Source organism: Croceitalea vernalis, assembly GCF_031846405.1.
GTDB lineage: Bacteria > Bacteroidota > Bacteroidia > Flavobacteriales > Flavobacteriaceae > Croceitalea > Croceitalea vernalis.
Window position 1 is genome coordinate 109,314 of sequence record NZ_JAVRHU010000001.1, and the last position, 21,121, is coordinate 130,434.

At 34.0% G+C, this 21,121-nt stretch carries 19 protein-coding genes; 10 read left to right on the plus strand and 9 right to left on the minus strand.

Features of this window, described 5'->3' with window-relative positions; genetic code table 11:
- The first annotated feature begins 2 nt into the window (after positions 1-2).
- From RM520_RS00465 to argH, 5 genes are read left to right on the plus strand one after another with little or no spacing between them, the layout of a single operon-like run.
- Positions 3-1,130, plus strand: coding sequence for an aspartate aminotransferase family protein (locus RM520_RS00465; RefSeq protein WP_311383733.1), 1,128 nt, complete (start codon positions 3-5; stop codon positions 1,128-1,130).
- Positions 1,127-2,065, plus strand: a complete 939-nt coding sequence (locus RM520_RS00470) for a Rossmann-fold NAD(P)-binding domain-containing protein (RefSeq protein WP_311386595.1) — start codon at positions 1,127-1,129, stop codon at positions 2,063-2,065. Before RM520_RS00465 ends, RM520_RS00470 begins: the two co-directional genes overlap by 4 nt.
- Positions 2,062-2,841: an acetylglutamate kinase gene (argB, locus tag RM520_RS00475; RefSeq protein ID WP_311386596.1), complete on the plus strand. Its 780-nt coding sequence runs from the start codon at positions 2,062-2,064 to the stop codon at positions 2,839-2,841. The genes RM520_RS00470 and argB overlap by 4 nt, the downstream gene beginning before the upstream one ends.
- Positions 2,838-3,920 (plus strand): M20/M25/M40 family metallo-hydrolase, encoded by a 1,083-nt coding sequence (locus RM520_RS00480; protein WP_311386597.1) that lies wholly within the window; start codon positions 2,838-2,840, stop codon positions 3,918-3,920. Before argB ends, RM520_RS00480 begins: the two co-directional genes overlap by 4 nt.
- Positions 3,921-3,969: 49 nt before the next feature.
- Positions 3,970-5,247, plus strand: a complete 1,278-nt coding sequence (argH, locus tag RM520_RS00485; RefSeq protein WP_311386598.1) for an argininosuccinate lyase — start codon at positions 3,970-3,972, stop codon at positions 5,245-5,247.
- 31 nt (positions 5,248-5,278) lie between these two features.
- Here the strand turns inward: argH and RM520_RS00490 are convergent, their stop codons facing one another.
- Positions 5,279-5,731 (minus strand): hypothetical protein, encoded by a 453-nt coding sequence (locus tag RM520_RS00490; protein ID WP_311386599.1) that lies wholly within the window; start codon positions 5,729-5,731, stop codon positions 5,279-5,281.
- A 7-nt stretch (positions 5,732-5,738) separates the two neighbouring features.
- Positions 5,739-6,599, minus strand: a complete 861-nt coding sequence (locus tag RM520_RS00495; RefSeq protein ID WP_311386600.1) for a pseudouridine synthase — start codon at positions 6,597-6,599, stop codon at positions 5,739-5,741.
- A 123-nt stretch (positions 6,600-6,722) separates the two neighbouring features.
- Here RM520_RS00495 and RM520_RS00500 point away from each other — a divergent pair, with 123 nt between their 5' ends.
- Together RM520_RS00500 and RM520_RS00505 are read left to right on the plus strand one after the other, a co-directional pair.
- On the plus strand, positions 6,723-9,512 hold the full coding sequence (locus RM520_RS00500) for an alpha/beta hydrolase family protein (protein ID WP_311386601.1): 2,790 nt from the start codon (positions 6,723-6,725) through the stop codon (positions 9,510-9,512).
- 188 nt (positions 9,513-9,700) lie between these two features.
- Positions 9,701-11,584, plus strand: coding sequence for a tetratricopeptide repeat-containing sensor histidine kinase (locus tag RM520_RS00505; RefSeq protein ID WP_311386602.1), 1,884 nt, complete (start codon positions 9,701-9,703; stop codon positions 11,582-11,584).
- 14 nt (positions 11,585-11,598) lie between these two features.
- On the opposite strand, the gene RM520_RS00510 is transcribed toward RM520_RS00505, so the two are convergent.
- The 4 genes from RM520_RS00510 to RM520_RS00525 all read right to left on the minus strand — a co-directional run bounded on the left by RM520_RS00510 (position 11,599) and on the right by RM520_RS00525 (position 15,626).
- Positions 11,599-12,549, minus strand: a complete 951-nt coding sequence (locus RM520_RS00510) for a carbon-nitrogen hydrolase family protein (protein ID WP_311386603.1) — start codon at positions 12,547-12,549, stop codon at positions 11,599-11,601.
- Entirely contained in the window at positions 12,549-13,454 is a 906-nt protein-coding gene (locus RM520_RS00515) for a geranylgeranylglycerol-phosphate geranylgeranyltransferase (protein WP_311386604.1), read from the minus strand. Before RM520_RS00515 ends, RM520_RS00510 begins: the two co-directional genes overlap by 1 nt.
- A 9-nt stretch (positions 13,455-13,463) precedes the next feature.
- The gene (locus RM520_RS00520) at positions 13,464-14,396 is read right to left on the minus strand and encodes a mevalonate kinase family protein (protein ID WP_311386605.1); all 933 of its coding nucleotides are present in this window, start codon (positions 14,394-14,396) and stop codon (positions 13,464-13,466) included.
- 144 nt (positions 14,397-14,540) lie between these two features.
- Positions 14,541-15,626: a diphosphomevalonate decarboxylase gene (locus tag RM520_RS00525; protein WP_311386606.1), complete on the minus strand. Its 1,086-nt coding sequence runs from the start codon at positions 15,624-15,626 to the stop codon at positions 14,541-14,543.
- Positions 15,627-15,715: 89 nt separating this feature from the next.
- Between RM520_RS00525 and RM520_RS00530 the strand changes: the two genes are divergently transcribed.
- A complete protein-coding gene (locus tag RM520_RS00530; protein ID WP_311386607.1) occupies positions 15,716-16,189 on the plus strand; it encodes a TspO/MBR family protein in 474 nt (157 codons plus the stop codon).
- A 26-nt stretch (positions 16,190-16,215) separates the two neighbouring features.
- Here RM520_RS00530 and RM520_RS00535 read toward each other — a convergent pair whose 3' ends face one another.
- On the minus strand, positions 16,216-16,743 hold the full coding sequence (locus RM520_RS00535; protein WP_311386608.1) for a DUF1697 domain-containing protein: 528 nt from the start codon (positions 16,741-16,743) through the stop codon (positions 16,216-16,218).
- Positions 16,744-16,812: 69 nt separating this feature from the next.
- Here RM520_RS00535 and glpK point away from each other — a divergent pair, with 69 nt between their 5' ends.
- The gene (glpK, locus tag RM520_RS00540; RefSeq protein ID WP_311386609.1) at positions 16,813-18,306 is read left to right on the plus strand and encodes a glycerol kinase GlpK; all 1,494 of its coding nucleotides are present in this window, start codon (positions 16,813-16,815) and stop codon (positions 18,304-18,306) included.
- A 29-nt stretch (positions 18,307-18,335) separates the two neighbouring features.
- A complete protein-coding gene (locus RM520_RS00545; protein ID WP_311383749.1) occupies positions 18,336-19,064 on the plus strand; it encodes an MIP/aquaporin family protein in 729 nt (242 codons plus the stop codon).
- Here RM520_RS00545 and RM520_RS00550 read toward each other — a convergent pair.
- The gene (locus RM520_RS00550; RefSeq protein ID WP_311387379.1) at positions 19,042-20,322 is read right to left on the minus strand and encodes a BaiN/RdsA family NAD(P)/FAD-dependent oxidoreductase; all 1,281 of its coding nucleotides are present in this window, start codon (positions 20,320-20,322) and stop codon (positions 19,042-19,044) included. The genes RM520_RS00545 and RM520_RS00550 overlap by 23 nt on opposite strands.
- Positions 20,322-21,077: a glycerophosphodiester phosphodiesterase gene (locus tag RM520_RS00555; protein ID WP_311386610.1), complete on the minus strand. Its 756-nt coding sequence runs from the start codon at positions 21,075-21,077 to the stop codon at positions 20,322-20,324. Before RM520_RS00555 ends, RM520_RS00550 begins: the two co-directional genes overlap by 1 nt.
- Positions 21,078-21,121 lie beyond the last annotated feature (44 nt).

Here is a 21,121-nt window from a genome sequence, read left to right on the forward strand (position 1 = left end):
TTATGAAACTATTTGATGTATATCCACTTTATAATGTAACTCCAGTTTCAGCAAAAGGCGTTGAGGTCATTGATGATAAGGGAGAAAAATATTTAGACTTTTATGGCGGGCATGCAGTAATTTCTATAGGACATTCACACCCTCATTATGTTAACCGGTTAAAGAATCAGTTAGATAATATTGGTTTTTATAGCAATTCAATTCAAAATCCTTTACAAGCTGAACTAGCAAACAAACTGGGTGTACTTTCTGATTGCGATGACTATAACTTATTTCTATGCAATTCAGGAGCAGAAGCAAATGAGAATGCCTTAAAAATGGCATCATTCCAAACTGGGAAATCAAAAGTAATTGCTTTTAACAACGCTTTTCATGGTAGAACCTCAGCAGCAGTAGCCACCACGGATAATATAAAAATTAATGCTCCTATAAATCTGCAACAAAAAGTTACATTTCTAGCTTTTGAAGATTTTGATGGTTTGGAAGCCGCTTTAAAGACCGGGGAGTATTGCGCCGTAATTCTAGAAGCTATTCAGGGAGTTGGCGGTTTAGATGAACCAAGTTCAAAATTCTATCAATTTATTGAGGCAAAATGTAAAGAAAATAATGTCTTAGTTATTGCCGATGAAGTACAATCTGGTTTTGGCCGAAGTGGTAAGTTTTTTGGGTTTCAACATCACGGTATAAAACCAGACATCATATCCATTGCCAAAGGTATGGGTAATGGCTTTCCAGTTGGTGGAATATTAATTCATCAATCTCTTAAGGCCTCTTACGGCATGCTTGGAACAACCTTTGGTGGAAACCATTTGGCATGTGCGGCAACTATGGCTGTACTAGAAGTTTTAGAAAATGAAAATCTTATTGAAAATGCCAACGAATTAGGTTGTTATTTCTATGGAAAGACAAAAGAAATTATGGCGATTAAAAAGGTCAAAGGCAGGGGATTAATGTTAGGTTTAGAATTTGATTTTGAAGTTGCAGATTTACGCAAAAAACTCATTTACAAGCAACATGTTTTTACCGGTGGTTCAGCCAATAAAAAACTATTAAGATTTCTACCGGCATTAAATATCACAAAAAATCATATTGATGTTTTCTTTGATGCTCTTAAAGCAGAACTAAAATGAAACACTACCTATCTATTAACGACTTAGAAAATTTACAGGAAGCTGTAAAAGAAGCTATTGCTATAAAAGAAAATCCACACCAATTGAAAACAATAGGTAACCAAAAAACAGTTTGCCTATTATTTTTCAACAATAGTCTACGAACTCGTTTAAGCACTCAAAAAGCAGCAATGAATTTAGGCATGCAAGTTACGGTAATGAATTTTGGTAGTGAAGGTTGGCAATTAGAATTTGAAGACGGAACTATCATGGATCAAGGCAAATCTGAGCATATTAAAGAAGCTGCTCAGGTAGTTTCCCAGTTTGCTGATATTGTTGCTATTAGAGCATTCGCTGGTTTAATCGATAAGGAAAAAGACGAGGCAGAACTCGTATTGAACGGATTTCGAAACTACGCTAGTATTCCCGTGGTTAATATGGAAAGCTCTGTGACCCATCCTTTACAAGCCTTGGCTGATGCAATTACATTAGAAGAAAACAAGACTAAAGAAAAACCTAAAGTAGTTCTTTCGTGGGCACCACACCCGAAAGCACTGCCCCATGCTGTTGCTAATTCTTTTGTGGAGATGATGAAATTACAAGATGCAGAGTTTGTGATTACACATCCTGAGGGATACGAGTTGAATCCTAAAATCACAAAAGGATGTACAATTGTTCACGACCAAGAAAAGGCTTTAGAAAATGCGAACTTTGTATATGTAAAGAATTGGAGTAGCTACTCAGATTACGGTGAAATCTTATCTCAAGATAAAAAATGGATGATGACAAAAGAAAAATTGGGTAATGCCAAATTCATGCATTGTTTGCCAGTCAGAAGAAACGTGGTGGTCGAAGATGCTGTTTTAGATAGCAATCAAAGTTTAGTAATTGAACAAGCAAATAACAGAACCTATTCGGTACAATTAGTATTAAAGAGAATTTTAGAAAAACTGTGAAACAGCAATTATCCATAATAAAAATAGGTGGTAACATCATTGAAAATGAGTCTGAACTTTTTAAGTTCTTAGACTTATTCTCAAAAATTGATCGGCCTAAAATCTTCGTTCATGGAGGGGGAAAAAAAGCCAACCAAGTTTTAGAAAAAATGGGCATTGCTACTAAAATGGTAAATGGCAGAAGAATAACCGATGCTGAAAGTTTAGATGTTGCCGTTATGGTTTATGGTGGATTAACCAACAAAAAAATTGTTTCTAAGCTACAATCTTTACAATGCAATGCCATTGGAATGAGTGGGGCTGACGGCAATTCCATTCATGCTCATAAAAGACCTGTAACTGATATTGATTACGGCTTTGCAGGTGATGTAGACGGTGTAAATACAAATCTCATAAGTAATCTTTTGAAACTTGAGCTTTCGCCAGTTTTCTGTGCTTTAACTCATGACCAAAAGGGACAATTATTAAATACTAATGCGGATACCATTGCCTCAGAATTAGCGATTGGGATGAGCACAACCTTTGAAACTACGCTCTATTATTGTTTTGAACTAAATGGAGTCCTTCAAAATTTTCAGGATAAAAACTCAGTCATTAAAAAAATTGATTCAAATTCTTATGAAAGTTTAATATCTGAAGGCAGTATTGCAAATGGCATGCTTCCTAAAATGCAGAATTGTTTTCACGCCCTTAAAAATGGAGTAAAAGAAGTAAGAATAGGTAATTTAGGCCTATTTGAGAAAGAAAATACCAATTACACAACACTAGTTTTATGACGATTGATAAAGACACACTAGCACAAGAAGCTTTGGATTTATTGAAACAACTAATTGCAATTCCTTCTCTTTCAGAAGAAGAAGAGAAAACCGGTAATGCTATTGAAGCTTGGTTGAAGAAGTTTGGAGTAGAGACCAAAAGACAGTACAACAATATTTATGCGTACAACAAATATTATGATGAAAGCAAACCGAACCTATTATTGAACTCCCACCATGATACAGTTGAACCAAATTCCGCTTATACCAATGACCCGTTTGATGCTCATATAAAGGATGGAAAGCTATATGGTTTAGGAAGCAATGATGCCGGAGGTTGTTTATGTTCATTATTATCAACGTTTGTTCACTTTTATGAGCGAAAAGACCTCAGTCATAATATTATTATGGCTGCAACCGGTGAAGAAGAAGATGCCGGTGCGAAGAGCCTATCTGCCCTGTTGCCCATTCTTCCAGAAATTGATGTCGCTATTGTAGGCGAACCAACAGAAATGCAACTTGCCATTGCTGAAAAAGGATTAATTGTATATGACGGGAAAATTCTTGGAACCCCTTCACATGCAGCACATCCAAATGATGATAGTGCTATTTACAAGACAGCAGCAATTTTGGATTGGTTCAAAAACTATGAATTCGAAAAAGTGTCAGAAGTATTGGGGCCAGTTAAAATTACCGTTACACAACTAAACGCGGGCAGTCAACACAACGTTGTACCTGCGCATGTTGATTTGGTCATTGATACAAGGGTAAATGATTGCTATTCCAATGGAGAAATTAATGACATTCTTCAAAAAGAAGCACCTTGTCAATTAACCCCTCGATCTTTGAACAAAGACAGTTCTTCAATTTCACTTGACCATCCTCTGGTACAATCTGGCATCGCATTAGGTAGGGAAACCTATGGTTCGCCAACATTATCTGACCAAGCAAAATTGAGTTGCCAATCCTTAAAATTGGGACCAGGTTATAGTCCTCGCTCCCATTCTGCAGATGAATTTATTTATGTAAGAGAAGTAGAAGAAGGGGTAGGTTTGTACATTGATATTCTTGAAGGATTCTTAACATCGACCAATAATTAATAAATAACGGACCATTAGTTATAGTCCATTGCTAACTGATAATTGAACTATGAAACTCTGGGATAAAGGTTTTAATACCGATAAGAAAATAGACCATTTCACTGTCGGCAACGACCGCGAACTTGATTTAGTTTTAGCTAAATATGATGTAATAGCTTCAAAGACACATGCTAAAATGCTAGGCAAAGTTGGTTTGATAACTGAGGTAGAATCCAAGGCTTTGATAAGTGAATTAGATGCCATTGCAAAGTCAATTGAAAAAGGAGACTTCACTATTGAAGAGACTTTTGAAGACATGCATTCCAAAATTGAATTCCTATTAATTGAAAAACTTGGTGATACCGGTAAAAAGATTCATACAGCTAGATCAAGAAACGATCAAGTTTTAGTGGCGATGCATTTGTATTTAAAAGAAGAACTAACTGAGATTAAATCTCAAGTAAAACTCCTTTTCAATAAACTCCTTCTTCTAGCAGAAAAGCATCAAAAAGTCTTGCTTCCAGGTTATACTCACTTACAAATTGCTATGCCATCTTCATTTGGACTATGGTTTTCGGCTTATGCAGAAAGTTTAATTGACGATCTGTTTTTTGTGCAAGCGGCACATAAAATTGCTGATCAAAATCCGCTAGGAAGCGCCGCAGGTTATGGAAGTTCGTTTCCAATTGATAGAAGTTTTACAACAAAAGACATGGGTTTTAATATTATGAAATATAATGTCGTTGCTGCCCAAATGGGCAGAGGAAAGGTGGAAAAAGCTACTGCCTTTGGCATCTCTAGTATTGCTGGAACCTTGTCCAAATTGGCTATGGATATTACGCTTTATATGAGTCAGAATTTTGATTTCATTTCCTTTCCAGATGAGTTAACTACTGGTAGCAGTATTATGCCTCATAAAAAGAATCCAGATGTGTTTGAATTAATTCGCGCCAAATGCAATAAAATTCAGGCTATTCCTAACCAACTTACATTAATTACCAATAATTTACCGAGCGGTTATCATCGTGATTTACAGTTGGTAAAAGAAATTATAGTTCCTGCATTGCAAGACATGAAAGCTTGTATAGAGCTTATGACTTTTAGTCTAAATGAAGTTAAAGTTAAAAAAGACATTCTCGAAGATCCTAAATATGATTATCTATTCAGTGTTGATACTTTAAACGAAATGGTTAAAACTGGCATACCCTTTCGAGATGCCTATAAAACCATGGGCAAAGCCATTGAAAATGGAAATTTTAAACCTAAAAAGGATATAGACCATTCTCATGAAGGCAGTTTAGGAAATTTGTGTTTAGATATGATTAAAGCAAAAATGAAAAACCTGTAGTACTAACTACGCTTTAGATAGCAAAAGAATTTCAATATTTGTTTCTCCTCAATGTTGATATCAAAATATTCAAAAAATAAACAAGTTGCACCGCTATAAATAATAGTAAAGCCAAAAGGAAAATTGCAGATTCATCATATTGGTAATATATTTTGTCACTAGCTCCTAAATAAGGAAAGTCTTTATCTTCTATTCTAAAATATTTTGGAAAACAAAGTGGAATCAACAAGATTAATGAACCTATAAAATGTGCCAATTGAAGGCTTGAAATCATTTTAATATTAAATCTGGCTAGTATCCAATAGCCCAATCCAATTAAGCCAAACCACTGTGCAAAAATTATAAAGAAAGTAGTATAATCAAAAACGAGATAAGTATCGTAAATATTAATAATTAAGGTCGCATCATTCTGTGAAAGAGACATTGCACAAAAAAGTAATAAAAAAACTAGCGACACGGAGAAATGCGCCTTCTGGTATTTCATTTACCTACTATTTTATCATCCCCAAATTAATTACTTCTTGAGCCGTAAGGTTTCTCCAATGACCACGAGGCAAATCTTTTTTGGTTAATCCAGCAAAAACTACTCGGTCCAGCTTCACTACTTTATATTCTAGATGTTCAAAAATGCGCCTTACGATTCGGTTACGACCTGAATGAATTTCAATTCCAATTTCTTTTTTGGTAGTGCCACTAATGTAAGAAACCTCATCTACTTGAACTGGTCCATCTTCCAATTCAAGACCAGCTTGAATTTTTTTTAAATCTGCTAGAGTAACATTTTTGTCGAGTACAACATGATAAATTTTACGAACTCCGAATTTCGGATGGGTCAATTTCTTGGTGATATCGCCATCATTCGTAAACATTAAAAGACCCGTTGTATTTCTATCTAACCTGCCCACAGGAAATAATCGATTATTAGATGAACTAGAAATTAATTCCATTACTGTTCTTCTGCCTTTTTCGTCATTTGTCGTGGTAATAAACCCTTTAGGTTTATTTAATAAAATATACTCTTTTTTCTCAGGGTTTAGTCGCTGTCCATCATAGCGAACATCATCAGTCAACATTACTTTATAGCCCATTTCAGATACCACCTTACCGTTTACAGTGACACTGCCGGCCGCAATATACGTATCGGCCTCTCGACGAGAACAAACACCTGCATTTGCAATGTATTTGTTTAATCTAATCGCATCAGGATTGGTATTTGTTTTTGGTGGTGCTTTTCGCTTTTTAGGAGGTGTACTTCTTGAGAAGTCTTTCTTTTTTCTAAACCCACCAGTTGGTCGGTTTTTATTGCTATCTGAATTGGGTTTGCGCTTACCCTTATAGTCTGATTTCGCCATCAGTCATTAATTTTTGACAAAGGTAGGCTTTTACAAATGCTCTTTCTAACGAAAATGAGAATTATAAACACCTAATATAGCATGCAATTAACACTTATATTTATAGTAACTAATTCAACCAAAATGAATCGTAAAATTTTATTTCTACTTCTCGCACTTTTCGGGACAACTATATTAGCTCAAAAAAAGGTTTTAGATCATGCGGATTATAAAATCTGGAGTACAGTTCAAGACGCCACAATATCACCTGATGGTTCGCATGTAATTTATAGTATTGAACGTGGTGAAAAAGACAACTTTTTAAAAATACAAGATTCAAATGGCAACTTTATTTTAGAATATGATAGAGCGGATAAAGGTCAATTTACTTATAATTCAAAATACGCGATTTTTAATATAAATGCTTGGAAAGACAGTGTTATTGCAATGAAAAAGCGTAAAGTTAAAAAGAAAAACCTCCCGAAAGATTCTTTGGCAATTTTCAATTTAAAGACACAATCCCTTTCTAAAATAGGGAATATAAAATCATATAAAGTTCCGAAAAAATGGTCCGGTTTTGTAGCATATCAATTAGAAGACATTAAAAAAGAGAAAACCTTAGAAGAAAAAGATTCAACTAAAACAAAGGAAAAGAAAAAAGAAAAACTTAAAAAAGTTGGAAAAGACAATGGGTATCATTTAGTTCTTAGAAATCTAGAAAACAATTCTCAAGATACTATCAAATTTGTAAAAGATTACATTTTTGCCGAAAAAGGAAAATATCTAGCCTATTCTTCAACAGGTGAAACCAAAAAAGATTCCTCAGGGGTTTTTATAATGAATTTAGTATCCAACTCGAAAATTGTATTGCATAAAGCAACTAAAGCTAAATACTTTAAGATGAACTTCAGTGAATCTGGTAAGAATTTGGGATTTGTTGTAGATACTGATACTTCCAAAATTCAGTTAAGACCTAACGAACTTTATTTATGGAAAGAAGGTCAAAAAACAGCTATGAAAATAGCAGATAATGCAACCACACCAAGCGGATACGTTGTTTCAAAATATGGCGAGGTTCATTTTTCAAAAGATGAGTCAACATTATTTTTTGGCCTTTCTAAACCTCCAATTGAAAAAGATACTTCCCTGTTGGCAGAAGAAATTGTAAATGTAGAAGTATGGACCTATAATGAACCTAAATTATACACTGTTCAAGAATTACAACTTAAAAATGATAGTATTCAATCATTTACATCGGCTTATCATTTAAAAAATAATAAAATAGTTCAATTGGCGAGTTCTGCCTTTATGAATACGGAATTAGGTGATGAGGGTAATGGTAAATTTGCGCTTGTAAATACAAGTATGCCTTACGAACTACCAAGTCAATGGACAGGACGTAGAGCTTATGACTACAAGGTTATCAATACAGAAACAGGAGAAACTCATTTAGAGTTGAAGCAAATACCCAGAATGAGATTGAGTCCAAAAACAAATTATGGTTATGGTTACAATCGTACAGATAGTACATGGTTCGCCTATAATCTTAATACTAAAAGCTATGCAAGCCTCACAAAGGGTAGCATTTTTTATGATGAACGTAATGACTCACCTAATTTTCCTAGAGCCTACGGTCTTGCAGGCTGGACAAAAGATGATAAAGAAATAGTCATTTATGATAGATATGATATTTGGAAATTCAATCCTGACACAAAAAAATCTGTTCGATTAACTAATGGCAGAGCAACCAAAACTGTATATCGCTATGAAGAATTGGATAAAGAAAAACACTACTTAAATATTAATGAAAAGTGGATTTTAAGAACCTTTAATGAAACCACTAAAAATGCTGGGTATGCAGAATTCAATCCAAAGAATAATTCTATAAAACAACTCATTGAAGGTCCTTATCGTTATTCCAATTTTCAAAAATCAAAATTGAGTAATACCGTAATTTATTCAAAAGAATCTTTTGAGACTTTTCCTGATATACGCTTAACGGACTTAAATTTTAAAAAAGATATAAAACTTAGCGAAGCGAATCCACAACAATCATCCTATAATTGGGGTACCATTGAATTGGTTAATTGGACTTCGTTAGACGGGAAAGTGTTATCAGGGATGTTGGTTAAACCGGAAGATTTTGACCCAACTAAAAAATATCCTCTACTAGTCAATTTTTATGAACGAAGCTCAGATGGAATTCATAGGCATAGGTATCCAAAACCTGAGCGTTCTACTATTAATTATAGTTTTTTTACAAGTCGAGGTTATGTGATTTTTAATCCCGATGTAGAATATCGAATTGGATATCCGGGAGAAAGTGCATATAACTGTGTTATCCCTGGTGTAACTTCATTAATTGAAAAAGGATTTATTGATAAGGATAATATTGGTGTACAAGGTCATAGTTGGGGCGGTTACCAAATTGCATATTTAGTTACCAAAACCGATATTTTTAAGGCTGCTGAGTCTGGGGCGCCTGTTCCTAATATGATTAGTGCTTATGGCGGTATTAGATGGTGGACTGGTTTAAGTAGACAATTTCAATATGAACACACTCAGAGCAGAATTGGTGGCACTCCATGGGAATACCCCGCTCGATATATCGAGAACTCCCCAATTTTTAATATTGATAAAATCAACACCCCTTTATTGATAATGCATAACGATGCGGATGGTCATGTTCCATGGTATCAAGGCATTGAATTTTTTGTAAGTCTACGTAGATTAGGCAAACCTTCATGGTTTTTAAATTACAACGGAGAACCACACTGGCCATTGAAGTATCAAAATCGAACTGATTTTAGTATTCGCATGGCACAATTTTTTGACCATTATTTAAAAGGAAAACCTAAACCAATGTGGATGGAACGCGGTGTGCCACCAATTGAAAAAGGAATTAAACAAGGCTACCAATTGATTGAAAAATAAATCTTTATCAAACACAAAAGTTCTAAATTTTGAAAATCAGATTTCGTATCTCCTTTTTTATCTTTTGCTTCTTTCTTACTAGTTTATCTTCTCAAATTACTAAACGTGATAGTATAAAACAGCAAGTTGAAAATTTAAAGAAAACATTACCTAATTTCCAAAAAGACACACTTTATATTAATACCCTATTGGACTTAGCATTTGAAAATAGATTTTATAATTTAGACACCCTTTATTTACTAACTAATGAAGCTCTAGGCTTAAGTGAGTCCATAGATTTTAAAATTGGAAAAGCCAAGTGTTATTTCAACTTAGGGACTTTTTTTTCGAAAAAAGGTAAGCATGAGCTGGCACTAAAAAACTTCTCAATTTCAAATAACCAGGCGAAAGAACATGCTGAATATGAATTAGAGTTAACTACTATAGATGCTATTGCATACGAATATGAGTTCAAGGGTAATTTCACTCTAGCACTAAAAACTTATTTAGAAGGAAAAGAAAGAGCCGAATCTTTAAAAAACTTTACATCTCTTGCCAATTTCAATGCTAACATAGCCTCTCTTTATTTACAATTAAATGACTATGATATGGCTCTCAATTACTACACTAAAGCCAAAATTATTAGAGTAAAACTCGGCAAGCCAATTGCCTTGGCAAAAACTAACTGCAACATAGCACACCTTAATATCGATTTAAAGAAATTTGATATAGCACTAAAAAACCTAGATTACTCCCTAAAAATATTTAAAGAAAATGCAATTCTTGATTGGCTCGCGTATGCCTATGAAATAAAAGGAAAGTTATTTCTAAAAAAGAATGAATTTGAAACTGCCGTTCTCTGGTACCAAAAGAGTGAGGCTATTTATAAAGAATTAGATGATGAATACTACCAAATAAGAATGTTACTCGGAATGTCTGAGGCACTTTTAGGTCTTAATAAAAATGAGCTCTCTTTTAAGTATGCCAACAAAGCAAGAAAACTTTCTGAAAAGCTAACTTTTACAAAAGGATCTAAAGATAGTGCTCGCATGTTGTTTTTAATAAATAAAAGTAATGGGGAATTTGAAACCGCTTTGAAGTATTATGAAAAATACCAAACATTAAAAGATTCTTTAAGTATTAAAGAAAATAATAAAGCTCTTATGCTTTTTAAAGCGCAAAAGGAATATGAGGAAGAAAAAGAAGAATTTATCGAAGCAAATGAAGAATTAGTAGCCAAGCAAAAATCATATGTTTTTATATCTATTGGTATTCTAATTTTTCTACTAACCGTCCTTTTTTTAGTTAAAAGAAACGAGAAAAATTATAAATCATTAAATCAAAAATTAATGATTCAACAAGCTAATCTCAAACAGAGTGAAAAACAACTGCGCTATACTAACTTGACAAAAAATAAATTATTTTCAATTGTAGGTCATGATTTACGGGGGCCTATAATTTCTTTTCAAGAACTTATTAAACTCCATTTGAAAGGCTCCATAAGCAAAAAAGAATTTATAGCCTTTGTTCCTAAACTCAAAACATATATTGACAGTATAGCATTTACACTTGATAATCTATTGCATTGGGGACAAACACAAATTAATGGACTAACAACGAATCCAACGAACAACATTGTACAAAATATTTTAGATGACAATATCTCATTACTATCAGAAATAGCTTCAAAAAAATCAATCTCTATTCAAAATAATATTTCATCCAATATTGTTTCTTTTGCAGATGGGAATCATTTAGATGTTGTCGTAAGAAACCTTTTAAACAATGCTCTAAAATTTACCGAAGAAAACGGAGAAATTTCAATAGGAGCAGCCGATAGACTCAATTTCTGGGAAATATATATAAAAGACACGGGTATTGGTATGGATAAAAAAACCATTGATGAAATTTTTAATACGGATAAAACCTATTCGACTGTTGGAACTAATAAAGAAAAAGGTACCGGATTAGGCATTTCATTATGTAAAGAGCTAATTGAATTAAATGGAGGAAAGATTTGGGTAGAAAGTTCTTTGAATATTGGCTCTAGTTTCTTCTTCACACTTCCCAAGTCAGAATTAATTTCTAAATAAATTAAGAGCACTAATTAGTCGTTAAACTCGACGGTAGATTGTCTCCCTCTATTTACAATGAGTTTAGTAACATCAGGCCTTGAATAATGTCCAACGGGATCAAAGTTTTGACGTTCTTCAAATACGCGATTAAAGTCAAGTGTATGATATATTAGGCCTTCTTTGTCAATAATAGGTGCTACCAACCACTCTCCATCTGGCCCTGCGATACAAGAACCTCCATTTGCCAAAGTATCAGGCGCCTCGGATAGTATCTCCTTAATATATGGTGTTTCTTCAGGAAAATTCTCTTTATGCATTAAGGCCGAAACGGAGATGACATAACTGCGAGACTCCCTGGCGATGAATCGGGTAATATCTTTAGTGTTATGGTCACTACCGGGCCAAACTGCTACATGTAAGTCTTCCCCTAGACCATATAATGCAGCTCTTGGTAATGGCATCCAATTCTCCCAACAGTTAAGTCCCCCAACAGTAAATTGTTTTAGGGGATGCACTTGTAATCCATTTCCATCGCCAGGTGCCCATGTTAAACGTTCGTCATAAGTTGGTTGTAATTTTCTATGGACAGATTTAATTTCGCCCTGTTCATTAATATAAACCAAGGACGCATAAATACTATGACCTCCCCTATTTTTTGCCCTTTCCATTATGCCCAAATAGATGGCAATTGAATATTCTTTAGCTAAATCACAAATACTATTTAATTCTCCAGATTCTATTTGAATAGAATTACGAACATAATGTGCATGAAGCTGTTTATTAACTTCTAGATTCCATTTAGCTCCTTGGGTGAGTGCCAACCAAAACGGATAACCAGGAAGCAAAGCTTCGCCAAAGACGATTAGTTCACTCTTATTTTGCGAGGCCTCAATAATTGATGCTTCAATTTTCGCAATTGTTGCTTTTTTATTAAGCCAAACTGGAGCTATTTGAGCTAATGCCACATTCAATAAATTCTCCATTATATAATTCTATTTAAGACCAAATCAACATCAATTAAAAGGATACTAAAAACCCCAACCACTATTATGAACTTTAAAATATTATGAAGCCAAACGTAATGTTTTTTATCAGTTGCTCTAAATAATAAAATAATAAAAAACACCAATAACAGCATACTACCTGTAAAGTAAACATACATTAAACCAACATCAAACTTAGTTACTAGAAGCCATGCTGGTATAAGGGTGAAAATCACTAAAAACATTATTAAAGATTTTGCTTTTCTAGCTCCATAAAGAATAGGAATGGTCCTATAATTCTGAGCCAAATCACCTGCAATATTTTCCAAATCCTTAATCATTTCTCTTGCCAGCATCAATAAGAATAAAAACAACGCATGAACAAAAATTACAGCTTCAAAATTTTTATAATAAACAAAAACCACAAAAAACGGAGCAATCGCCAAAGTAGTGGAAACCAAGTTTCCTAAAAAAGGAATTCGTTTCAACTTATGAGAATACAGCCAAATTCCAAAGATATAGGCCGAAAAAAACAAAACCGCCCTAAATGATATATAGCTTGCTGCCAAAACTGCAATAAAATTTAAAACAAAATAGGTAGTCAATTTAAAGCGCTGACTTACCAACCTATCTAACATACTTTTGGTTGGTTTATTAATAAGGTCTTTTTCAGCATCATAAAAATTATTTATGATGTAGCCTGATGCAATTACTAAAGCAGAAGCGGTGACAATTAAAAAAAGATTAATATCGAAAACAACAGTTCTTAAAGGTAAATTAGGTGAAAGTATGTAAATGGATGCCAAATACTGGGCAAAGGTTATCATTAGAATATTATATCCTCTAACAACAGAAAATAGACTCAACAACTTAAAAAGAAGGAGTTTATTTTTTCTAGTAAACATGTTTTGATTTTAGAAGTTGTAAACCACTTCTAAGTTATGACCTTTTAACGAAATTTTTGCTTTATCAATATCTTCAGTAAAACCTAAAATATAGCCTCCGCCACCTGAACCACATAACTTGAGATAATAATCATTGGTTTCGATACCTCTTTTCCATAAATCATGAAACTGTTTAGGAATCATAGGTTTAAAATTATCTAAAACCACATGAGATAGTTGCTTCATGTGACCAAAAAGACTCTTAATATCACCATTTAAGAAATGATCGACACAAGCATCAGTATGCTTGATAAATTTATCTTTAAGCATACTTCTAAAGCCCTCTTGCTTCATTTGCTCCATAAAAATCTGTACCATTGGAGCAGTTTCACCAGTAATTCCACTATCCAATAAAAATACAGCTCCCTTACCCGCCCTGTTTTGAGTTGGTAAACTTGTGGACTCAATATTGTCTTTGGAATTAATCAGTATTGGCAAACTTAAGTAACTATTTAAAGGATCTAAACCAGAAGATTTTCCATGAAAAAAAGATTCCATTTGACCAAAAATGGTTTTCAACTTTAAAAGTTTTTCTCGTGTTAAATTTTCTAGAACGGTAATTTTATCAAGTGCATATTTATCATAAATAGCTGCAACTAATGCACCACTGCTTCCGACTCCATAGCCTTGTGGTATAGAGCTATCAAAATACATTCCATCCGAAACATCATTTCTAAGCGATTCAATATCAAATTCAAAAAGTCCATCAGCCAGAAGATTACCAATATGTTCGGAAAAACCAATCAAACTTTGATTTGATTTGACCGCTTCATAAGACGGATTATCATCTGTCTTCAATGCACCTTTAAAAAAATTATAAGGAATTGAAAGGCCTTTAGAATCTTTTATAATTCCATATTCGCCAAACAGCAGAATTTTTGAATAGAATAATGGTCCTTTCATAGGTTTTGAATGATAAACTTAAATTTTGTTTAATCACTTCGCTTGTAAAGATAAACAAAGTGAGGTCTAAATCAAAAGTTTACACTATAGTTTGGCTTGGCTTTAAGAGAAAACGTGTAAATCCATTAAAAATTATGGACATCCTTAAGCTATTTTTGTTGCCCCTTGACCAATCCGATCACAAATATAATGTCCGTTCTCACAGTACACAACTAATTCATCTTGAATAAATTGAATTGCTTTTTCTTTTACCATTTCAGGATATAAAACATGAACATTTGCACCAGCATCAAGCGTAAAACAAATAGGGGTATTCGTAGCTTCACGGAAAGACCAAATTTTATTAATAATTTCCAAAGTATTTGGCTTCATTAAAATAAAATAAGGCAAACTCGTCATCATCATTGCATGTAAGATTAACGCTTCACTTTCTACAATTTTAATAAACTCATTCAAATCTCCTTTTTCAAACACTTGCTCTAACTTATCTAAATTGTTATGAGCCTGCTCAAATCTTTGATTTGCAAATGGGTGATTGTGCATTAACTCATGACCAACCGTACTACTTACGGTTTTCTGTCCTTTATGAACTAATAAAATGGTATCATGATAATTCATAAAATTTGAGTGCACCTTAAATGGATAAGAAACGCCAAACAAATTAGAACTTTCTTTTATTCCTCCATACTTTCCCCATTGTATAAAAGGACCCTCGATGCTTCTGCAAGCACTACCTGAACCCAAACGCGCAAGAAAAGATGCTTTTCGGTTAAAATATGATTGAGTAATTTCTGGGTTTAATTGTTTTTCTATTGACATAACGCAAAGCGCCAATGCTCCCATTCCACTTGCTGAAGAAGCAATTCCGCTACTATGAGGGAAGGAATTAGATGTTTCTATCTTTAAATGACATGATTTAAGAAAAGGCACATACTTATCAATTCTTTCAAAAAATGTCTGAATCTTCGGTTTAAAATCTTGATTTTCCTTTCCATCAAAAAATAAATCAAACGAAAAGTCAGATGATATTTTATCTAGCTTTTTGTAGGTAACAGTAGTTGTAGTTGCACAGGCATCAAGTGTAAAACTTATAGATGGATTAGCAGGAATCTGATTTGGTTTTTTACCCCAATATTTTACTAAAGCGATGTTACTAGGAGCCTTCCAACCAACTCTTCCTTCTGAAGATATTACAAACTCGTCATCAAAGATGAAATTATTCTCGGTCATTAAAAGCAATTTTAGCAAAGATAAATGAAGTACCGCTATGGTAGCGTTCAATTGAAATTAATTGTTATTTTAGTAAGAATTGCACTACCATGAGAAGAAAAGTCACCAAAATAGTAATTGCTGTAATTGTTTGCCTTTTAATTGGTTTCTTATCTAGTTTTGCTACCCAAAGTTCTGTGAATGATTGGTATATAACCTTAAATAAACCGAGTTTTAACCCGCCTAACTGGCTATTTGCTCCTGTATGGACTATACTCTATGTCATGATGGGGGTTGCTGCGGGAATCGTTTGGGGCAAAGGATTTCATCATGTTTGGGTCAAAACTGCACTTTATCATTTCGGTTTTCAGCTGTTATTAAATGCATCATGGAGCATTATCTTTTTCGGACTAAAAAATCCTTTAGCTGCTTTGTTTGTCATTTTAATACTTTTAGTACTAATTGTGTTAACCATAAGATGGTTTAACGTCGTAAGTAAAAAAGCTGCTATTTTAATGGTTCCATATTTGTTTTGGGTTCTTTTCGCAACAGCATTAAATTTTAAAATTTGGGAATTAAATTAAGTTTTTGAGCTCATTCATTAATGAACTTAAGAGGTCATTTCAATCATTTTTTTAAGAGTATTCAGATTACGAGTTGTGGCATTTACTTTAAGCTTTTTTTCTATCAAATTGTTATTCAACTTAGCCCTTCCAGCACCTTTTTTGCAATTTAAATAAACACAATTTTCAGTAACGAAAAATTCTTCATTAATAAATTGCAATTCTTTAAAATCGTTCACTAGAAATTTATCAGGCTCATCAATTAAAAAGGTGAAATATAAATTCTTTTCATCTGCATTTTTAAATGGAATACCTTCCAAAATATTAACAAGAGTTACTTTAGTTGTTAGTAATACGGGAACATCAAACCCAAAATCTTGTTTGATACTTTTTTCAATTATTGATTGTAATTCTTTAAATGGCTTTTTAGATTTAATAACCAAATTTCCGCTTTGTATATATGTTTTTACATTGTCAAATCCTCTCTTACCTAAAGTTTCTTTCAACTCAGCCATCTTAATTTTTTTCCGACCGCTAACATTTATTCCTCTTAAAAAACAGATATAAGACTTCATTATAATTTTTGCTTTGTTCTAAAACTAGCACATTTATTTTTAGTAAATTCCGTGAACTAATTAATATTTATGAGTGAGTATATTTTAGCCTTAGATCAAGGCACAACCAGTTGTAGGGCTGTCGTTTTTGATAAGAAAGGCGTCATAGTTTCTATAGCTCAAAAAGAGTTTACCCAAATTTTTCCAAAACCAGGATGGGTAGAGCATGATGCTACAGAAATATGGTCAACTCAGGCAGGTGTTGCTGCAGAAGCAGTTACAAAAAAAGGTTTAGAAGGGCAAGCAATAGCTGCAATAGGCATCACAAATCAACGTGAAACAGCTGTTGTATGGGATAGAAAAACCGGAGAACCTATTTATAACGCCATTGTTTGGCAGGATAAAAGAACTGCAAGCTTTTGCGATGAGTTAAAAGCGAACGGAAACACTGATTTGATTCGTGAAAAAACAGGTCTGGTCATTGATTCTTATTTCTCGGCAACTAAGGTAAAATGGATATTAGATAATGTTGAAGGAGCAAGAGCGAAAGCTGAATCTGGTGAATTAGCTTGGGGTACAATTGACTCTTGGTTAATTTGGAAAATGACTCAAGGAAAATTACATATTACCGATGTAACAAACGCCTCTCGTTCCTTGATTTTTAATATTAACTCAATGGAATGGGACGAAGAGCTTCTAGAAATTTTTACCATTCCTAAGAGTATGTTGCCAGGCGTAAAACAATCAAGCGAAGTATACGGTCATACAAGTCCTAACTTTTTTGCTAATAAAATACCTATTGCAGGTATTGCCGGTGATCAGCAAGCCGCTCTTTTTGGACAAATGTGCAACAAAAAAGGAATGGTTAAAAACACCTATGGAACTGGCTGTTTTATGCTCATGAACATTGGAGATAAACCTACAAAATCAAAAAACAATCTCTTAACCACCGTTGCTTGGAAGATTAATGGACAAACAACCTATGCCCTTGAAGGAAGTATTTTTATTGCTGGGGCTGTTGTTCAATGGCTTCGTGATAGTTTGAAAATTATTCAAAAGTCGGCCGATGTTGAAGCTTTGGCCAGTACAGTTAAAAACTCCGAAGGTGTTTATTTTGTGCCAGCATTTGCGGGATTAGGTGCTCCTCATTGGAACCAACAGGCCCAAGGAACTCTGTTTGGACTAACAAGAGGCAGCACTGATGCGCACATTGCTCGCGCAGCTTTGGATTCCATCGCCTACCAAACAATGGATATATTAAAAGCAATGGAAGCTGATTCCAATGTTTCAATAAAAGAACTTCGGGTAGATGGTGGTGCTACTGTAAATGATTTATTAATGCAGTTTCAGTCAGATGTTTTAAATACGATAACTGTACGCCCAAAGATTATTGAGACTACGGTTATGGGGGCAGCATATTTGGCAGGATTAGCTGTTGGGTTTTGGAAAAGTCAAGAAGAAATTCAAGATATTTGGCAAACTGATATACATTTTAAACCAACCTCTGATAGAAAAACAATTGATGACGGAATTAAAGGTTGGTACAAAGCAATTGATGCCCTAGAACATTGGACAAAAAATTAAGTAAAAATCTTTTTAAATAAAACCAAAATATGAGTCCATTTGTAGCCGAAATTGTCGGCACCTTTCTTTTAATTCTTTTAGGTTGTGGTGTTAATGCCAATGTTTCATTAAACAAGACTTATGGTAGCGGCTCAGGCTGGATTGTTACTACAACCGGTTGGGCATTAGCAGTTTATACAGGCGTGGTGGTTGCAGGGCCTTATAGCGGTGCGCACTTAAACCCTGCTGTTAGTATTGGATTAGCTTTTGCTGGAGAATTTTCGATATATGATGTACCCAAATACATAATCGCGCAGTTTATAGGTGCGATGCTAGGAGCATTTTTTGTTTGGTTAATGAATAAAGATCATTTTAACATAACTGAGGATGGAGATGCCAAACGTGGTGTTTTTTGCAATACTCCTGCAATCAAAAATATTCCGATTAATATTTTGACTGAAATATTAGGAACTTTCGTCTTAGTATTTGCAGTATTGTTTTTTACTGATGCAACAATTACAGATGATAATACCATTATCGGTCTGGGTTCACTTGGTGCTTTACCAGTTGCATTAATTATATGGTCAATTGGTCTTTCTTTAGGAGGAACAACGGGTTACGCAATTAATCCAGCTCGTGATTTAGGTCCGAGAATTATTCATGCTTTGGTTCCCATAAAAAATAAGGGCTCTCACGGTTGGGGGTATTCTTGGGTTCCTGTTGTTGCACCAATTATAGGTGGAATTTTGGCGGCTTTTATTGCTGGGTATTTACAATAGCTTGAGCTGCAATATAGGCTCCAGTCCATGCATTTTGAAAATTAAACCCGCCAGTAATGGCATCAATATTTATAACTTCTCCGGCAAAATAGATGTTCTTTAGTTTTTTGCTTTCAAAAGTTTTAAAATTAATTTCTTTCAAATCAACCCCACCAGCTGTAACAAATTCTTCTTTAAAAGTACTTTTCCCTTCTACTTTCAATGTACATCTTGTTAACTGCCTTGATAAAGATCTAATGCTTTCTTTTGAAACGTCAGCCCACCTCAGCTCAGGTGTTATTCCTGAAGCTTTTACCAAACTGTTCCATAGACGTCTTGGAATATCAACAGCTTTTGTTTTTAAGATTGTCTTTTTAGCTTCGACCTCTTTTATTTCCATAAATAAACGCTCCAATGACATAGTACTATATTCGGGCAACCAATTTACCTCAATTCGGAAATTATAGTTCAGCTCATTTAAAACAGCTGCTCCCCATGCAGATAATTTTAAAATGGCAGGACCACTTAAGCCCCAATGTGTAATTAACAAGGGCCCTTCAGATTCCAAAAGAGATTCTTGCCTAACGGCACTCTTAAGTTGTATGGAAATCTTTGCATCGTACTTTTTCTTTGGTAGTACTCTGACCTCGGCTTTGGTACTTAAACCTTGAATTCCTTTTATTCTTTCGTCTTTTATATTAAACGTAAATAAAGATGGTACTGGAGGTATTATGCTGTGACCCATTTTTTGTAGTAAATCCCACATTTTTGGACTGCTACCAGTTGCGATAAGAAGTTTTTGACAATGGTAAAATTTATTTTTAGTAGCCACTTGCCAGCCTTCATTTATTTCTGAAGATTGTTCAATTAATTTGATGGGGTTATTACGAAGAACCTCAATAGAATACTTTTCAGTCGCATTCAAAAAACAATCTATAATACTTTGAGAACTATTAGAAACAGGAAAGATTCTACCATCTTCTTCGATCTTTAAAGGAACCCCCCGTTCCTCAAAGAACTGCATAATATCGCCAGTACTATGGGTATGAAACGGCCCTAATAATTCTTTTTTACCACGAGGATAATTATTAATAAGTTCTTGAGGGTTAAACTCAGCATGCGTAACGTTGCAACGGCCACCACCAGATATTTTTACTTTACCCAGGACGGTTTTGCCTCGTTCAAAAATTGCAATTTTCTGTTTGGGATTATTTTCTGCAATTTGAATTGCGGCGTAAAAGCCTGCAGCCCCGCCACCTGCAATAATTACATCATAAATCACTGAACTCTATCTGGGTAATTGGTAAAAACACCATCTACACCAAAATCTAACATTTGTTGTAAATCTTCAGGTTCATTTACGGTATAAGTATATACCTTAAAACCTTCATTTTGTATTTGCTTTACTTTTTCAGCTGTTAAGGTTTTGAACCAAGGATTAACTGCAACGGCATTCAATTCTTTTGCCATCGCTATTGCTTCATCAAAAGCTTCATCTTCAGTTAAAACAGCTATTGCTCTATCAGGATTCAATTCTCGAGTGTATTTCAATTCGTCCCAATTAAAGCTTGAAATCACAAAATTTTCAGAGCTCCAACCATGCTTTTCAGCATAGTAGTTGGTAATGAAATTTACTCGGTCGGCGGTATTAGTACCTTTCAATTCTATATTTAGTGCAACTTTATTATCAATTAATTTAAGAACTTCTTGAAGTGTTGGTATTCTATGATTGCCATCTAAAATCACCTGTTTTAAATCACCAATATAATACTCTTCAATATTACCTGGAGCGTTAGAAATTCTATCTAAGGTTTGATCATGAAAGACCATGATTTCACCACTTTTAATTTTAAAAACATCAATTTCAATCATATCTACACCCAAGTCCAATGCCTTTTGTATAGATGCAAGTGTATTTTCGGTTTCGTAACCCATTGCACCTCTATGGCCAATAACTAAAAGTTCTTTTTTATCCATTTCACATGAACTTAGTAATGTCAAACAAAAAATTCCCCAGAATAAAACTTTCTTCATTTTCATTTATCTTAATTAATGCCTAAAAATACAATTTGAGAAAC

Excerpts from the sequence above, each read along its gene's own strand:
- RM520_RS00465 (WP_311383733.1), top strand. The coding sequence starts at position 3 with ATGAAACTATTTGATGTATATCCACTTTATAATGTAACTCCAGTTTCA.
- RM520_RS00470 (WP_311386595.1), top strand. The coding sequence starts at position 1,127 with ATGAAACACTACCTATCTATTAACGACTTAGAAAATTTACAGGAAGCT.
- RM520_RS00480 (WP_311386597.1), top strand. The coding sequence starts at position 2,838 with ATGACGATTGATAAAGACACACTAGCACAAGAAGCTTTGGATTTATTG.
- argH (WP_311386598.1), top strand. The coding sequence starts at position 3,970 with ATGAAACTCTGGGATAAAGGTTTTAATACCGATAAGAAAATAGACCAT.
- RM520_RS00490 (WP_311386599.1), bottom strand. The coding sequence starts at position 5,731 with ATGAAATACCAGAAGGCGCATTTCTCCGTGTCGCTAGTTTTTTTATTA.
- RM520_RS00495 (WP_311386600.1), bottom strand. The coding sequence starts at position 6,599 with ATGGCGAAATCAGACTATAAGGGTAAGCGCAAACCCAATTCAGATAGC.
- RM520_RS00500 (WP_311386601.1), top strand. The coding sequence starts at position 6,723 with ATGAATCGTAAAATTTTATTTCTACTTCTCGCACTTTTCGGGACAACT.
- RM520_RS00510 (WP_311386603.1), bottom strand. The coding sequence starts at position 12,549 with ATGGAGAATTTATTGAATGTGGCATTAGCTCAAATAGCTCCAGTTTGG.
- RM520_RS00515 (WP_311386604.1), bottom strand. The coding sequence starts at position 13,454 with ATGTTTACTAGAAAAAATAAACTCCTTCTTTTTAAGTTGTTGAGTCTA.
- RM520_RS00520 (WP_311386605.1), bottom strand. The coding sequence starts at position 14,396 with ATGAAAGGACCATTATTCTATTCAAAAATTCTGCTGTTTGGCGAATAT.
- RM520_RS00525 (WP_311386606.1), bottom strand. The coding sequence starts at position 15,626 with ATGACCGAGAATAATTTCATCTTTGATGACGAGTTTGTAATATCTTCA.
- RM520_RS00530 (WP_311386607.1), top strand. The coding sequence starts at position 15,716 with ATGAGAAGAAAAGTCACCAAAATAGTAATTGCTGTAATTGTTTGCCTT.
- RM520_RS00535 (WP_311386608.1), bottom strand. The coding sequence starts at position 16,743 with ATGAAGTCTTATATCTGTTTTTTAAGAGGAATAAATGTTAGCGGTCGG.
- glpK (WP_311386609.1), top strand. The coding sequence starts at position 16,813 with ATGAGTGAGTATATTTTAGCCTTAGATCAAGGCACAACCAGTTGTAGG.
- RM520_RS00545 (WP_311383749.1), top strand. The coding sequence starts at position 18,336 with ATGAGTCCATTTGTAGCCGAAATTGTCGGCACCTTTCTTTTAATTCTT.
- RM520_RS00555 (WP_311386610.1), bottom strand. The coding sequence starts at position 21,077 with ATGAAGAAAGTTTTATTCTGGGGAATTTTTTGTTTGACATTACTAAGT.